The 14,827-nt window shown below is 54.2% G+C and carries 13 protein-coding genes; 4 read left to right on the forward strand and 9 right to left on the reverse strand.

Annotated features, from left to right (window positions below):
* The 7 genes from B2Z72_RS11600 to B2Z72_RS11630 all read right to left on the reverse strand — a co-directional run.
* A partial coding sequence (locus tag B2Z72_RS11600; RefSeq protein ID WP_297004867.1) for a DNA gyrase subunit A occupies positions 1-332 on the reverse strand: 332 nt, incomplete at its 3' end.
* A gap of 79 nt (positions 333-411) precedes the next feature.
* Positions 412-3,192 carry an ABC transporter substrate binding protein gene (locus B2Z72_RS11605; RefSeq protein WP_296983283.1) on the reverse strand — a complete coding sequence of 927 codons (2,781 nt, stop codon included), beginning with the start codon at positions 3,190-3,192 and terminating at the stop codon, positions 412-414.
* A gap of 65 nt (positions 3,193-3,257) precedes the next feature.
* Positions 3,258-5,147: a DNA topoisomerase IV subunit B gene (gene parE, locus B2Z72_RS11610; protein WP_296983284.1), complete on the reverse strand. Its 1,890-nt coding sequence runs from the start codon at positions 5,145-5,147 to the stop codon at positions 3,258-3,260.
* Between the two features lie 84 nt (positions 5,148-5,231).
* Positions 5,232-5,837 (reverse strand): YqiA/YcfP family alpha/beta fold hydrolase, encoded by a 606-nt coding sequence (locus tag B2Z72_RS11615; protein ID WP_296983285.1) that lies wholly within the window; start codon positions 5,835-5,837, stop codon positions 5,232-5,234.
* Between the two features lie 8 nt (positions 5,838-5,845).
* On the reverse strand, positions 5,846-6,643 hold the full coding sequence (gene cpdA, locus B2Z72_RS11620; RefSeq protein ID WP_296983286.1) for a 3',5'-cyclic-AMP phosphodiesterase: 798 nt from the start codon (positions 6,641-6,643) through the stop codon (positions 5,846-5,848).
* 206 nt (positions 6,644-6,849) lie between these two features.
* The gene (locus B2Z72_RS11625) at positions 6,850-7,308 is read right to left on the reverse strand and encodes a DUF1249 domain-containing protein (RefSeq protein WP_296983287.1); all 459 of its coding nucleotides are present in this window, start codon (positions 7,306-7,308) and stop codon (positions 6,850-6,852) included.
* 146 nt (positions 7,309-7,454) lie between these two features.
* On the reverse strand, positions 7,455-8,075 hold the full coding sequence (locus B2Z72_RS11630; protein ID WP_296983288.1) for an NUDIX domain-containing protein: 621 nt from the start codon (positions 8,073-8,075) through the stop codon (positions 7,455-7,457).
* A gap of 164 nt (positions 8,076-8,239) precedes the next feature.
* Between B2Z72_RS11630 and B2Z72_RS11635 the strand changes: the two genes are divergently transcribed.
* Positions 8,240-9,571 carry a TolC family outer membrane protein gene (locus B2Z72_RS11635; protein WP_296983289.1) on the forward strand — a complete coding sequence of 444 codons (1,332 nt, stop codon included), beginning with the start codon at positions 8,240-8,242 and terminating at the stop codon, positions 9,569-9,571.
* 67 nt (positions 9,572-9,638) lie between these two features.
* Here the strand turns inward: B2Z72_RS11635 and waaA are convergent, their stop codons facing one another.
* On the reverse strand, positions 9,639-10,907 hold the full coding sequence (waaA, locus tag B2Z72_RS11640; RefSeq protein ID WP_296983290.1) for a lipid IV(A) 3-deoxy-D-manno-octulosonic acid transferase: 1,269 nt from the start codon (positions 10,905-10,907) through the stop codon (positions 9,639-9,641).
* 132 nt (positions 10,908-11,039) lie between these two features.
* Here waaA and hldE point away from each other — a divergent pair, with 132 nt between their 5' ends.
* From hldE to lpxL, 3 genes are read left to right on the forward strand one after another with little or no spacing between them, the layout of a single operon-like run.
* The gene (hldE, locus tag B2Z72_RS11645) at positions 11,040-12,470 is read left to right on the forward strand and encodes a bifunctional D-glycero-beta-D-manno-heptose-7-phosphate kinase/D-glycero-beta-D-manno-heptose 1-phosphate adenylyltransferase HldE (protein WP_296983291.1); all 1,431 of its coding nucleotides are present in this window, start codon (positions 11,040-11,042) and stop codon (positions 12,468-12,470) included.
* The gene (gene rfaD, locus B2Z72_RS11650; protein WP_296983292.1) at positions 12,467-13,435 is read left to right on the forward strand and encodes an ADP-glyceromanno-heptose 6-epimerase; all 969 of its coding nucleotides are present in this window, start codon (positions 12,467-12,469) and stop codon (positions 13,433-13,435) included. The genes hldE and rfaD overlap by 4 nt, the downstream gene beginning before the upstream one ends.
* Positions 13,428-14,372 carry an LpxL/LpxP family Kdo(2)-lipid IV(A) lauroyl/palmitoleoyl acyltransferase gene (lpxL, locus tag B2Z72_RS11655; RefSeq protein WP_297004874.1) on the forward strand — a complete coding sequence of 315 codons (945 nt, stop codon included), beginning with the start codon at positions 13,428-13,430 and terminating at the stop codon, positions 14,370-14,372. Before rfaD ends, lpxL begins: the two co-directional genes overlap by 8 nt.
* Before the next feature lie 21 nt (positions 14,373-14,393).
* Here lpxL and B2Z72_RS11660 read toward each other — a convergent pair whose 3' ends face one another.
* A complete protein-coding gene (locus tag B2Z72_RS11660) occupies positions 14,394-14,822 on the reverse strand; it encodes a TOBE domain-containing protein (RefSeq protein ID WP_296983294.1) in 429 nt (142 codons plus the stop codon).
* Positions 14,823-14,827: the final 5 nt, after the last annotated feature.

Here is a 14,827-nt window from a genome sequence, read left to right on the forward strand (position 1 = left end):
CCCTGTCCATCAATGAAAGGATATCGGTATGAAAATGGTTGAGCCATTAACACCATGGCCTCATAACAGGCACTGTCACCATGCGGGTGGTATTTACCCAGTACGTCACCGACCGTACGTGCGGACTTTTTATACTTGGCCGTATGCTTAAGCCCCAGCTCGCTCATGGCATAAATAATACGCCGCTGCACCGGCTTAAGACCGTCACCAACGTGAGGCAATGCACGGTCGAGAATAACGTACATGGAATAATTCAGGTACGCACTTTCGGTGTACTGTTTTAAGGACTGACGTTCAACGCCGTCGTCGGTATAGCTGATCTGATCTGTCATAGTTCCTCAGAGTCAGGTTTATCTCAGGAGTATTTAATACAATATTCCTGCAGGCGGTTAAATTTTCTGCCGGCAGACCTCAGTCTGCGCTGGCATATTGCTGATAAAAACTGTTGCCATCCATCGGACGTGCGTAGTGGTAACCCTGCATCCACTCACAACCAATCCGGTACAGCGTCTCTTCCTGTTCCTGCCGTTCAACGCCTTCAGCGACGACGGTCAGACCCAGGCTTTTAGCCATTAACACAATGGCACGGATAATTTCGTAATCGTTCACGTCATCGTTAATATCACGTACAAACGACTGATCAATTTTCAGCACAGTGACCGGCATGGATTTAATTTTGCTCAGAGATGAATAACCGGTACCGAAATCATCAATAGCGAATTCCACACCCATTTCACGCAGCTTATGTACCTGCTGATTTACCTCGGTGGTACCGGACATCATCAGACTTTCGGTCACTTCCAGCTCCAGCCACTCTGGGCGGAAATCCAGATGGTCCATGATGCCGGCTATGGTATTGGCAAAGCTGGCGTTGATCTGAATAGCCGAAACGTTGACGGCAATTTTATCCAGCTCCAGACCCTGCTCGCGCCAGAACATAAACTGCTGACAGGCGGAGTGGACGACCCAGTAACCTAACTCTACAATCATGCCGGTCGTTTCAGCCAATGGAATAAAATCCAGCGGCGAAATGGACCCGCGTACCGGATGAATCCAGCGCAGCAGTGCTTCCACCCGCCGCGGCCGGTCTTCGCCGACGTGAAACTGTGGCTGATAATGCAGCAGGAACTGATGACTTTCCATGGCCGAACGCATGTCCTGTTCCAGCGACATCCGTGAGTGAATGCTATCGGTCAGCTCACGGTGATAGTAGCAGTAGCGGTTACGCCCCAGCTCTTTGGCTTTATGCAAGGCGGCATCGGCGTTCCGTATCAGTTCATCAACCCGGTTACCGTGTTCCGGATAGATACTGATACCGGCACTGGCAAACACGCTCAGCATATGACTCTGCAAGCTGTACGGACGCGAAATCACCTGCAGCAGCTGTTCACATTTTTCCTGAATTTTTTCCGGTGTATCGACCTGAGTCAGAACGATAACAAATTCATCGCCGCCCAGACGTGCACAGATATCAGAATCCCGTACATTGGCATTCAGTCGCTGCGCTACGTCTTTCAGCAGCAGGTCACCGATATCATGACCTATGGTGTCGTTAATATCTTTGAAACGGTCGAGGTCGATAAACACCACCGCCAGAGATTCCCCACTACGGCGGGATAACTGCAGCGCATACTCAAGACGTTTATTCAGCAACAGGCGGTTAGGCAATCCAGTGAGAACATCGTGGTGCGCAATGTGTTCGAGATTCTCCTGCGCTTTTTTCAGGGCGGTGATATCACGACTTAAACCAAATACACCCTGTAATTCACCGTCCGGACTATAAATAGGCATTTTTTTGGTTTCGATCAGCATGGTCGAACCGTCAGCGCCATGCACCCACTCTTCGTTGGTATCGCCGCCTTTGCGGGTAATCGCTTCACGATCTTTCTGGCGGAAATATTCGGCGGTGTCTTTATCAAACACCTCATAGTCGTTGAGACCTATCGGATTGATACCGAAAAATTCATTATAGCGGCGGTTACTCAGCACATAACGTCCCTGAGTATCTTTATAAAACATCAGGTCCGGTACCGAATCGATAATATTGCGCATCAGGTCAGTGCGCTGATTCAGCTGTATATCACTCAGGCGACGGCGACGTGTTTCAAGATAAAAAAGCAGCAGAAAGGCAATCAGAATAAATATGATCAGCCCACTGAAGATGACCGCTCCGCTGTACTCTTCATAAAAAGCCGGTGCATCGTTGATCACGATGACGCTTTTCGGCAGGCTGACCTCCTGCAGGCCGTACTTTTCCAGCACTTTCATATCCACCAGCGTTTTGTAGTGGGTCTGCCACTCTGCTGGAATATCTCTGGCCGGATGTCCCGCCAGTATCTCCTGCGCCAGTTGCACCGCCATAGAAGCAGCATCTCCGACATCCGTGAATACGGTTCCTGCCAGCCCGTCACCGACACCCTGCTGCCACAGAGACCAGACCGGACTGCCGGACTGTGCGCTGATTCTTTCCACCGCCTGCGGCAACGACAACTGTACGCCCTGACCATCCTGGTGGGCGGAAAGCAGCAGCAGCGGCTGATTGTGTATCTGACTCAGCTGCTGCGTAAGCTCTGCCCAGCTCAACTGGCTGAGATCGTGCAGCACCAGTTTGACGTCGAGACTTTCCGCAGCCACTTCCAATGCCCGGTAATGTTGTTCCTGCCCCTCTGTGCCGTCATCAATAACATGAATGTTGTTGGCTCCTGGAAACAGGTAGCGCATCAGGGAGATAAACTCGTACACCGGCAACACGTCGGGTAAGCCGGTAAAGTCACCGTCTTTACGGACCCGGCGGATCAGGTCGGCGTTACTGGCGCCGAGAAATACTACCGGCGGGCGGCGAAAAAATTCATACTGATCAGCGATCAGACGCAAGGCCGAATCGCCGGCCGTCATAACCAGATCGTAGGTGTCACCGAAGTTATCGTGCCGGTAGGCGAGCAGATTACGGAAAGCGGCCAGATATTCGGCATTGGAAAAATGATCGCTGTCGAGAAATTCCACATGCAGGTGCACACGGATCTCATCCTGGCGGGCAAACCGGTCGCGGATGGTGTTAACAATAATCTGTGCCGCGGGGTCCGTAGGCTCACAGGACACCAGCAACAGCACATCGGCCTGCGCCACCTTTGCCGTTGCTTCCTGCGCCTGCAGCTGGGAGAACAGCAGGCACAGAAATGCAGTCAGCAGCATCCTTATTCCTGTCGCCATGCGTTAAATTCTCCATTACCGATCCGGGCTCTGCCGCGGGTTTATGGTCAGGCGATCTCCGCCTGGTTACCGTAGGTCTCGAGCCAGTTCTTGCGATCCCCGGCGCGTTTTTTCGCCAGCAGCATATCCATCATTTCATTGGTGCCGTCACCCGGCTCCAGCGTCAGCTGCACCAGACGGCGGGTGTCCGGTGCCATGGTGGTTTCGCGCAGCTGAATCGGGTTCATTTCACCCAGACCTTTAAAGCGCTGGACGTTGACCTTGCCGCGTTTCTTCTCGGCTTTCAGGCGCTCAAGAATGCCCTGTTTTTCACTTTCATCGAGGGCGTAATAAACGTCCTTACCGATATCAATACGATACAGAGGTGGCATCGCCACATAGACATGGCCACCGGCCACCAGACTGCGGAAATGACGCACAAACAAAGCACACAGAAGCGTGGCGATGTGCAGACCGTCCGAGTCCGCATCGGCGAGGATGCAGACCTTGCCATAGCGCAGTCCGGACAGATCGTCAGATCCCGGATCAATGCCCAGGGCCACAGCAATGTCGTGAACTTCCTGTGAGGCGAGAATCTGCGTTGATTCCACTTCCCAGGTGTTCAGGATTTTACCGCGCAGCGCCATGATGGCCTGAAATTCACGGTCACGGGCCTGCTTGGCAGAACCACCGGCGGAATCACCTTCCACCAGAAACAGTTCACTGCGCTCACTGTCCTGACCACTGCAGTCAGCCAGCTTGCCCGGCAGAGCGGGACCCTGAGTGACTTTCTTACGCGCCACTGTTTTCGATTTACGCAGACGCGTCTGCGCGCTGGAAATAGCCAGTTCGGCAATTTTTTCTGCCTGCGCTGTGTTCTCGTTGAGCCACAGAGCAAAGGCATCTTTCACGACGCCGGAAATAAACGCCGACGCTTCACGGGAGGACAGACGCTCTTTGGTCTGGCCGGCAAACTGCGGATCAGCCAGTTTGGCCGACAGCACATAGGAGCAGCGTTCCCACAGATCGTCCGGCGTCAGCTTGATGCCGCGCGGCAGCAGATTGCGGAATTCACAGAACTCGCGCAGGGCATCCAGCAGGCCGGAGCGGAAACCATTCACATGGGTACCGCCCTGCGCTGTCGGAATCAGGTTTACATAGCTTTCCTGTAGTAGTTCGCCACCCTCTGGCTGCCAGTGCACCGCCCAGTCCACACCTTCGGTCTGGCCGGTCATACTGCCGGTAAACGGTTCATCCGGTGTGACTTCATAACCGGTGGAATGGACTTTCAGATAATCTTTCAGACCATCTTCGTAATACCACTCAGCGCTGTCTTCTGCGTTCGGCGCGTTAAACTTTATGCGCAAGCCCGGGCACAGTACGGCTTTGGCGCGCAGTACGTGTTTAAGACGCGGCACAGAGAATTTAGCGGAATCAAAATATTTCGGATCTGGCAGAAAACGCACACTGGTGCCGGTTTTCTTTTTCGCACAGGTATCTACCACCTGCAGATCCAGTGCTTTGTAGCCATCTTTAAAGCCGATGCGGAATACTTCACCACCGCGCCAGATGGTGACTTCCAGCACCTGAGAAAGCGCGTTCACCACCGATACGCCCACACCGTGCAGACCACCGGAGAACTGATAGTTGTCGTTGGAGAACTTACCACCGGCGTGCAACTGACTGAGAATCAGCTCAACCCCGGAAACGCCGTGCTCAGGGTGAATATCGGTTGGCATACCACGGCCATCATCCAGTACCGTCATGGAGCCATCGCCGTGCAGAGTGACTTCAACATAGCTGGCGTGACCGGCCAGCGCCTCATCCACCGAGTTATCAATCACTTCCTGGGCAAGGTGGTTCGGACGGGTGGTATCTGTGTACATGCCGGGACGTTTACGTACCGGGTCGAGACCACTTAAGACCTCAATAGATGACGCTGTGTATTGCTTTGACATTCAAACCTCAGAGTGCCGCGGAATCCTTGAACAGTCGGCGAGTATAGCGGCAGGGGACGATCAATGGGAATTGCCGGACAGCATTCAGCTCTCCGACAGATGGCGGGCTGCCCACTGCATGATCATTGGCAGCCGTTGTGGATAACACTGAAAACTGTGATCTCCACCCGCTTCCAGCCAGCCCGGACACTGGCGGTAATAAGCGGCAGCAAGACGGTAATCCAGCGTTTCATCGGCGGTCTGCAACAACAGCAGCAGGCGCTCAGGGTCATTAATGTACTCACAATACAGTGCTCTGAGCTGCTCAATATGAACCTCAGTCAGCTCATGAACTTCACCACTGTAATAGTGCTCATTCGGACCAAGATAATGCTCAAACAGGTCAAACGGGCGCACCGCCGGGTTTATCAGCGCCGCATCGATTCCGTATTGCTGTGACAGCCAGGTGGCGTAATAACCGCCCAGTGAACTGCCAATAACCATCACGCGGGGAAACTTCTGCTGCAGCTCGCGTAACGACTCCTGCATCACCTCTGCAGCGTCGGCCGGAGCAAACGGCAATTGCGGGATCAGCAATTGTTCAGGGGAATAGTGCTGGCGGAAATAGTCCAGCGTCTGCTGCGCTTTACCGGACTGAGGGGAACTGAGAAAGCCGTGCAGATAAAGACAGCCAAAATCCGGGGAATTCAACGCTGGCCTCAGTATCCTTTCACGGAATAGTCGACTTCGAATTCGATGCCTTCCACGCGGCTGACACCGGTCTCAATGCTGCCGTCGTCGAGCAGGTCCAGCCAGCGGTAGCCGGGCGAAGCGCAGTCCACGGAAAAGTCTTCCGACTGTGGCGTAAACTGCACACAGGTGGATGGCGTCGACAGATAGCGCACACCATCAATCATCTGATCGCTTTCCTGATGCACATGTCCCCACAACACGCAGCGTACCTGTGGATACTTGGCAATGACTTCATGGAATTCATCCGCATTCTTGATACCGATGCGGTCAATCCATTCACTGCCCATATTGAGCGGATGATGATGAAAGGTAACCAGAGTATGCAAATCCGGCGCTTCTTTTAAGGCCTGCTCCAGCAAAGCCAGCTGAGATGACGCCAGACGTCCGTAGACAGCGCCTTCAACCTGAGAGTTGAGCATAACGATCTGCCAGTGTGGGGTACGGATAATACGTTCGAGATGTTCAGTACCGGCAGCGACCTGCTGCATGGCTTCGGGATTATCATGATTGCCTTCCAGCCAGAAGACCGGACAGGCGAAGGGCCTGAGTTCATCGTGCAGGTGTTGGTAGGCAGTAACAGAACCGTCCTGAGACAGATCACCAGTAACGAGAAAAGCATCAATTCCCTGACGCTCGGCACGCACTGTCTCCAGCACGCAGCGCATACTGTGAAGTGTCTTCATACCCAGCAGGTGCCCGTCTTCGGGACCATTCAGGTGGGTATCCGTTATCTGTAACAGTCGCAGCGCATTGCCTGAGTCCAATGAATACAACCTGCACCTCTGTCCCTGGTTCTTTCAGGTACCGGCCCGGATAGGGGTACCCGTTTATTGGTATTATTGCGTCTACCTTTAGGCTAAAGATAGCTGCTTTTGTCTTAGTTTGTGACTTTATCGGCCAGTTATCACACCAGCCACGACCAAGTTCACAATTGTTAAGCCTTGTCAGGATTACACCGCCAGTCTGGCAGCTATCTCACCGTGATCTGTCCTTCCTGAACAGTTATCACTGGTTGAGCATACCCATAGCGCAGACAATGCTCCAGCCATTCCGCCAGAAACCGGTTCAGCTGGGCTTTTTCATCGGGTAAGCGCATTTCCGGATTAGGATACTGATAACGGCCGTCAAAGCGTTTCTGTTCCTGATAACCGGTCACTTCTGCCATATTAGCGTCATGATACATGCGCACCTGCATCACCAGCGGCTGCAGCCAGGCGGGATTCAGTCCTTCCTGACTGATGCTCAGCATGCTGGTGTAACGATGATCTTCTTCTACCCGCAAGCGGATTCTTGCGCTGTGCCCCTCACCCCGGATCACAAACACACGCTCGTCCTCCTCATGCGGTACCAACCGCATCAGACGCAGATAGTTGGCCTCACACTGGGCGGCCATTTCCTGCAGATCGGGGACGTAACGTTTGGGTTTCACGGAAACTCCTGTGTTTTACTGCTTTATTTGCTATCCGGACAGGCCGCAAAGGCTCGTCTGAATGGGTCATTTACTGATCCGGAGGCGCAGATTATCGAATCTTACCGACCAGCTCCACCCCACACTTCACATTATTATGGCTGGATTTATCGCTCTGCGTACTGATCCGCCAGTTCTGCATGGTGAATTTTCAGCCACTGCAGGGCCATGATGGTTGCCGCATTGTTGATGGCCCCCTGCTCCTGCAGATCCCAGGCCTGGCTGAACGGGAGACTCACCAGGCGGATGTCTTCATGCTCTTCTTCCAGTCCATGAATACCACCCACGCCATCGCTGTCGATCAGACCACAGTAGAGCTGAACCCGTTCACTGGTGCCACCGGGAGACACCCAGTAGCGACAGATCGGCAGCAGCTTATAGAACTCACAACCGGCTTCTTCCTGCGTCTCGCGGCGGGCAACTTCGTCGTATTGTTCGCCTTCTTCTACCATACCGGCGACCAGTTCCAGCAGCCATGGAGAACGCTCATCATGCAGCGCACCGATGCGGAATTGTTCCACCAGTGTAACCACATCACGTACAGGATCGTACAGCAGAACACACACTGCTTCCCCCCGCTCAAACAGTTCACGGGTGAATTCTGTGGTCCAGCCCCCCCGGAAAAGGCGGTATTTAAGGGTCACTTTGTCGATGCGGAAAAACCCCTTGAACACTGACTCCGTCTTTACAATGTCGACGTCATCCGTGACAAATCCTGGTGTTTTCATACTTGACCTACCTATATTACTGATTAAGAATATTCTAAATCCGGCTGGCGGCAATTCATGCACGATGTGTTGCTACTGGTGAGACAATCAGTGCAAATTCTGCCCGATCTTTTCTGCTAGAATCCGGCTATCCAAATTGACATCAGGCTGCGAAAGGCAACTTTATGAAAAAAATCCTCTCACTGACGACTGCCCTGCTCGCCTCCGGAGCCGTCTGCGCTGCGGACCTTAGCACCATCTACCAGCAGGCGGCCAGCAACGACGCGGAAATCGCCGCTGCCCGTGCGATCCGTGAAGCCAACAGCTACAACGTTACTATTGCCCGCGGTGCCCTGCTGCCCCAGGCTCAGATTTCTTACAGCCAGACCAGCATCAGCTCAGAAGCCGATTCCATTGATCTGGTGAGCGGTGGCTATGTCAAAACCGATAAAGATTATGACCTCAGCAGCCTGGAAGTCAGCGCTTCCCAGACCCTGTTTAATCTGAACAGCTGGTACACCTATCAGGCCGCGGTCAGTGGCGATGATGCGGCCGGTCTGCAGCTGCAACTGGCGGAACAGCAACTGCTGTTACGCACCGCTCAGGCGTATTTCAACGTTCTGCGTGCCCAGGACAACCTGTCCACCGCTCAGGCAGAAGAGAAAGCCGTAAAACGCTCTCTGGAACAAACCAAGCAACGCTTTGAAGTGGGCCTGATTGCCATCACTGACGTTCACGAAGCTCAGGCCGGTTACGATCTGTCTTACGTAAACCTGCTGGGTCAGGAAGCGGCGCTGGATATCAGCTACGAAGCTCTGGAGCAGCTTACCGGCCAGCGCTTTGAAGATGTATCGCCGCTGAAAGCCGATGTTGCGATGGAAATGCCACAGCCAGCGAACGCGGCTGACTGGGTACAGTCTGGCCTGGATAAGTACGCCGGTGTCCTGATCGCCGAAGCGAGCAAAGACGGTGTTCGTCTGCAGCGTAATGCCGCGCGCTCCAACCACCTGCCAAGCGTCAGTCTGTTCGGTAGCTACACCGATGCCGATCAGGCACCTTTTGTTGGTGATGATCCGACCGACAGCACGGTTACGGCTATCGGCGTGAAGATCTCAATGCCACTGCTGGCCGGTGGTTCGCTCTATGGTCAGAGCAAACAGTCTGCCCTGAACTACGCAGCGGCCGATTATCAGCTGGAAAAACAACGCCGCGATGTTAAACAGAATATCCGCAGCCTGTTCCGTCAGGTACAGACCGATACGCTGAATATCAAAGCCCGTAAGCAGGCGATCACCTCCGCCCAGAGTGCTCTGGAAGCCACTCAGACCGGCTACAAAGTAGGTACCCGTAACATCGTTGAAGTACTGAACGCACAGAAAAACCTGTTCAGCGCCCAGCGTGACTACGCCAACGCCCGTTACGATTACATCATTAATCTGCTGAGCCTGAAGTTCTACGCCGGCACCCTGAACGAAGGCGATATCCAGACGCTGAACAGCTGGCTGGCCAGCGCTTAATTCTGCGTATTCCGCCCAATAAAAAACCCGCCACGGCGGGTTTTTTATTGGCTGTTGTCAGCTCAGCTTACAGTTTCAGGTGCGCGCTACAGAGTTCGGTCAGGCGCTTCACCGCACCGCGGTTGGCATCGACTGCGGCCTGACCGGCAGCGCCCATACGGCTGCGCAGGTCGGCATCGCTCAGATAATTCTGTAGTTGCTCCAGCAACTCATCCGCCTGATCGCTGACCAGTGCCAGCGCGCCGGCATTCTGCAGATTATCGACGATCACCGCGAAGTTCATATGGTGCGGGCCAATCAGGGTGGCTTTACCCAGCGCTGCCGGTTCAATAGGGTTATGACCGCCGTGGGCAATCAGGCTGCCACCGACCAGCACCAGATCGGCGGCGGCTAACAGCTGCAGCATCTCGCCCATGGTGTCGGCTACATAAACCTGCGTTTGCTCAGAGGCACTGCCGCTGCTGCGGCGCTGCACCCGCAAGCCACGGCTGCGTACCGCATTGGTTACGGCTTCAAAGCGCTCCGGATGACGCGGAATCAGCAATAACAGCAGATCAGGAACAGCTTCCTGCAGACGCGGATACAGATCCAGTAACAGTTCATCTTCTCCGCCATGACCAGAGGCCAGCGCCAGCACAGTGCGCTGTCCGCCCCACTCGGCACGCAGTGCACGGCCTTTATCGTGTATACCGGCCGGTACCGTCACGTCGTATTTTACCGAACCGGTGACTTCCATACGATCAGCCGGCAGCCCCAGCTGCACAAAGCGTTCACCATCCACCGGATTCTGTACCGCTACCATGGCCAGACGCTGCAGCATTGGCCGGGTCAGGGCAGAGAACTTTTCATAACCACGGGCGGATTTTTCTGACATGCGGGCATTGGCCAGCACCACCGGAATATGCCGGGCCTGGCAGGCGGCCAGCAGGTTCGGCCACAGCTCGGTTTCCATCACCACCAGCAGACCCGGTTTCAGAGTGCGCAGAAAGCGGTTGAGAAACAGCGGCAGGTCATACGGCATATACATGTGGAACACCGAATTACCGAACAGACGCCGCACCTGTTCTGAACCCGTCGGCGTGGTGGTGGTCATAATCACCGACACGTCCGGATACTGTTGCTGAAAGGCTTTTACAAAAGGCGCAGCGGCCAGAGTTTCGCCTACCGAAACGGCATGCACCCATAAACCATTCGGACGCGGAGCGTGGGGCAGGCGACCAAAGCGTTCACCGATACGGCGGCGATAGCCGGGATTTTTACGTCCACGCCACCACAGGCGGGCAACGAAAACCGGTAACAACAGAGTGAATAACAGGGTGTAGAGAATGCGTGCCACGAGACTTCTGCCGCCCATTGCTGCCATGTGAAAAAGTTGCGGCATCATATCACAAGCAGGTTCTGCGTCTGACCCGCGGCCTGTGATAAACTCCGCAGCAAATTTATTTCCTGATTCAAAAGATACTGTCTAATGGATGTTAAAACCCCAGATTTTCATCAGGCCCGGGTGCTGGTCTTTGGCGATGTCATGCTCGACCGTTACTGGCAGGGGCCCACGTCGCGGATTTCACCGGAAGCACCGGTTCCCGTGGTTAAAATTCAGGAAATCGAAAACCGCGCCGGCGGTGCCGGTAACGTTGCTCTGAACATTTCTACGCTGGGAGCCGGCGTCGATCTGCTGGGTCTCACCGGCGACGACGACAACGGCGAAGCCCTGCGCACGATTCTGACCGCGGCCAAAGTAGACTGCTGTTTTCTGCAACACCCACAGCTGCCAACCATTACCAAACTGCGGGTCATGAGCCGTCATCAGCAGCTGATCCGTCTCGACTTTGAAGAAGCCTTTCACGCCGCCGATCTGAGCCGCCTGAACAGTGACTTCGATGAACGCCTGCCCAATGCCGACGTGGTGATCCTGTCCGACTACGGCAAAGGCGCACTGAGCAATCCCCAGTATCTGATCAACGCCGCCCGGCGCGCCGGTAAATACATTCTGGTCGACCCGAAAGGCACCGACTTTGAACGTTACCGTGGCGCCAGTCTGATCACCCCGAATCTAAGTGAGTTTGAAGCCGTGGTTGGCCCGGCCGCAGATGACGACACTCTGGTCGCCAAAGCCCGTACCCTGATCAGTGATTATGATCTGCAGGCCGTACTGGTGACGCGCAGTGAAAAAGGCATGACCCTGGTACAGAAAGACAAAGACGCTTTCCACCTGCCGACCAAAGCACGCGAAGTGTTTGATGTCACCGGTGCCGGCGATACTGTGATTTCTGTACTGGCAGCTTCGCTGGCTGCCGGTCAGAGTTTTGAAGAAGCCACCGTACTGGCCAACACGGCTGCCGGTATTGTGGTGGGCAAACTGGGCACCGCGACGGTTTCCACCGAAGAGTTGCGCCGTGAACTGCGCAGCGAGAACAATCAGGGCGCCGGACTGTTTGATGAAGAGAGCCTGTTGCTGCTGGTTGAAGAAGCCCGTGCCCGCGGTGAAACTCTGGTGATGACCAACGGCTGCTTCGATATTATTCACCCCGGCCACGTACAGTATCTGAAAGAAGCCAAAGCGCTGGGCAGCCGTTTATTAGTCGCAGTAAATTCCGACGAATCGGTCAGCCGTTTAAAAGGCCCGCAGCGGCCGATCAATCCGCTGGATCACCGTATGGCGGTGCTGGCCGGACTGGAAAGCGTCGACTGGGTTGTACCTTTTAGCGAAGACACGCCGGAGCGGCTTATCTGCCGCGTGCTGCCGGATATTCTGGTAAAAGGCGGCGACTATAAAGTTGAAGATATTGCCGGTGGTCAGTGTGTGCAGGCCAACGGCGGCGAGGTGATTATTCTGAGCTTTAAAGACAACTGCTCAACCTCAGCCATTGTTAAGAAAATTCAGGAGAGTGAAGCATGATCATCGTTACCGGCGGCGCTGGTTTTATCGGCAGCAACATTGTTAAAACCCTGAATGAGCAGGGCCGTAAAGACATCATCGTGGTCGATGATCTGACCGACGGTAAACAGTTTTACAACATCAGCGACTGCGACATTGCCGATTATCTGGATAAGCACGATTTTCTCGCCCGGGTAAAAAACGACGACGGTATTCTCGACAACGTTGAAGTGATTTTCCACGAAGGTGCCTGTTCCTCCACGACTGAGTGGGACGGCAAATTTATGATGGAAAACAACTACGAATATTCCAAAACCCTGCTGCACGCCTGTCTGGCCAAAGGCATCGCCTATCTGTACGCCTCCAGTGCATCAGTTTACGGCGGCAGCGACGTCTTTAAAGAAGAGCGTCAGCACGAAAAACCGCTGAACGTTTACGGCTACTCCAAATGGCAGTTTGACCAGTACGTGCGTAACCTGCAGGCCACTCAGCCTGAATTATTCAAAAGCCAGGTGGTCGGTTTCCGCTACTTCAATGTCTACGGCCCACGTGAACAGCACAAAGGCTCCATGTCTTCCGTGGCGTTCCACTTCAACAACCAGATCAAAGATAACGGCATCTGCAAACTGTTCGGTGGCAGCGGCGGTTACGGTGATGGCGAACAGCGCCGTGACTTTGTCTTTGTTGGCGATGTGGTTAAGGTCAACCTGTGGTTCTGGGCTAACCCGGACAAGAGCGGCATTTACAACCTGGGTACCGGCAACTGTCAGAGCTTCAACGATGTTGCCGATGCCGTGATCAGCTGGCACAAAGACAAAGGCATCAACGGCCGCAAAGAATACATGCCATTCCCGGATCATCTGAAAGGTGCCTATCAGAGCTTCACTGAAGCCGATATCAGCGCTCTGCGCGCCGCCGGTTATGAAGACGGCTTCGCCACGGTTGAAGAAGGTGTTAAGCAATATATGGATTGGCTGAATGGCTGACAGAAAGGGATTTTTCAGTGACATGCCAAAGCAGTTACTGAAACCGAAATACTGGCCGGTATGGCTGGGGGTGCTGTTTATTAAACTGGCGACCATGCTGCCTTACAAAGCGCAGCTGTTGATTGGCCGCGGTATCGGTTTATTCCTGTACCGTCTGGCCCGTGGCCGCCGTCATATTGTCGAAGTAAATATCGGTCTGTGCTTCCCGGAAAAATCCGCCTCCGAACAGGCTGCTCTGGTGCGTCAGACCTTTATCGACAATGGCATTGGCGTAATGGAAACCATGATCGCCTGGTTCCGTCCACGCGATTTTCTGCTCAGCCGCACACACTTTCACGGACTGGAAAAAATTAAAGAGGCGCAGGCCGCTGGCCGCGGTGTGCTGTTACTTGGTGGTCATTACTCCATGCTGGATTTATCCGGTGCGCTGATCACCAATCATATCGACGCCTACATCAGCTATCGCCCGCAGGATAATCCGGCGATGGATTACGTGGTGCAGCGTGGTCGTGAGCAGTTATACGAAGACTGCTTTACCCGTAAGGATATCCGCGGTTTTATCCGCGCACTGAAAAAACAGGGTGTGCTGTGGTATGCACAGGATCAGGATTTCGGTCGTAAGAACAGTATCTTTGTCGACTTCTTCGGTATTCCGACCGCCACCATTACTGCCACCTCACGTATCGCCAAAGCCGGTAATGCCGTGGTGCTGCCGATGACCTACTTCCGCCGTGAAGATAACTCCGGCTATGACATAACAGTGCACGATGCCCTGCCGATTCCCAGCGGCGACGATGTCGAAGATGCCCGTATGGCCAATGCCTTTCTCGAGCAGCAGATCCGTCAGCATCCAAGCCAGTATCTGTGGCTGCATAAACGCTTTAAGTCGCGCCCACCGGAAGAGGGGGTGAAGAAAGGTGATTTTTATAAGCGCTGATTCTTACCGGCGCTGAACACGTTATTCAGCGCAGAACAGAATCATATTGGCAGCATTAAACCAGGCGTTGACGAAGACCCCTTCGCTCAGCGCCATCTCCCCGGCACTGCCTTCCGTCAGCATTGCCGTCAGTGTCAGCCCATCACCGACCTGCACATCAATTTCACAACTGACAGCACCATCACGACGCGCACTGACCACACCGGTAAGTTGATTATCAGCGCTGAATTCTGTGCCCTGGCGGGCGGAGAGAATAATCTGATTGGCGGGTAACAGAGCAGTTACCCGTTTCCCGGCAACCAGCTGCATAGCCGTCGTACTGGCCCGGGTCACGGTCACCGCGACCGGCTGACCACCACGCAGAACGATTTCTATCTCATCGTTGACCGCGCCGCTGTGCACAGCACGGATAACACCATCGAGCTGATTTTCGGCACTGATGGTGTTCATCAGCT

The sequence above is a fragment of the Thalassolituus sp. UBA6592 genome (genome assembly GCF_002433655.1).
GTDB lineage: Bacteria > Pseudomonadota > Gammaproteobacteria > Pseudomonadales > Oceanobacteraceae > Venatoribacter.

What these genes read in the sequence shown, in the direction of transcription:
- B2Z72_RS11605 (WP_296983283.1), bottom strand. Translation starts at nt 3,192, where the DNA reads ATGCTGCTGACTGCATTTCTGTGCCTGCTGTTCTCCCAGCTGCAGGCG.
- parE (WP_296983284.1), bottom strand. Translation starts at nt 5,147, where the DNA reads ATGTCAAAGCAATACACAGCGTCATCTATTGAGGTCTTAAGTGGTCTC.
- B2Z72_RS11630 (WP_296983288.1), bottom strand. Translation starts at nt 8,075, where the DNA reads ATGAAAACACCAGGATTTGTCACGGATGACGTCGACATTGTAAAGACG.
- B2Z72_RS11635 (WP_296983289.1), top strand. Translation starts at nt 8,240, where the DNA reads ATGAAAAAAATCCTCTCACTGACGACTGCCCTGCTCGCCTCCGGAGCC.
- hldE (WP_296983291.1), top strand. Translation starts at nt 11,040, where the DNA reads ATGGATGTTAAAACCCCAGATTTTCATCAGGCCCGGGTGCTGGTCTTT.
- rfaD (WP_296983292.1), top strand. Translation starts at nt 12,467, where the DNA reads ATGATCATCGTTACCGGCGGCGCTGGTTTTATCGGCAGCAACATTGTT.
- lpxL (WP_297004874.1), top strand. Translation starts at nt 13,428, where the DNA reads ATGGCTGACAGAAAGGGATTTTTCAGTGACATGCCAAAGCAGTTACTG.
- B2Z72_RS11660 (WP_296983294.1), bottom strand. Translation starts at nt 14,822, where the DNA reads ATGAACACCATCAGTGCCGAAAATCAGCTCGATGGTGTTATCCGTGCT.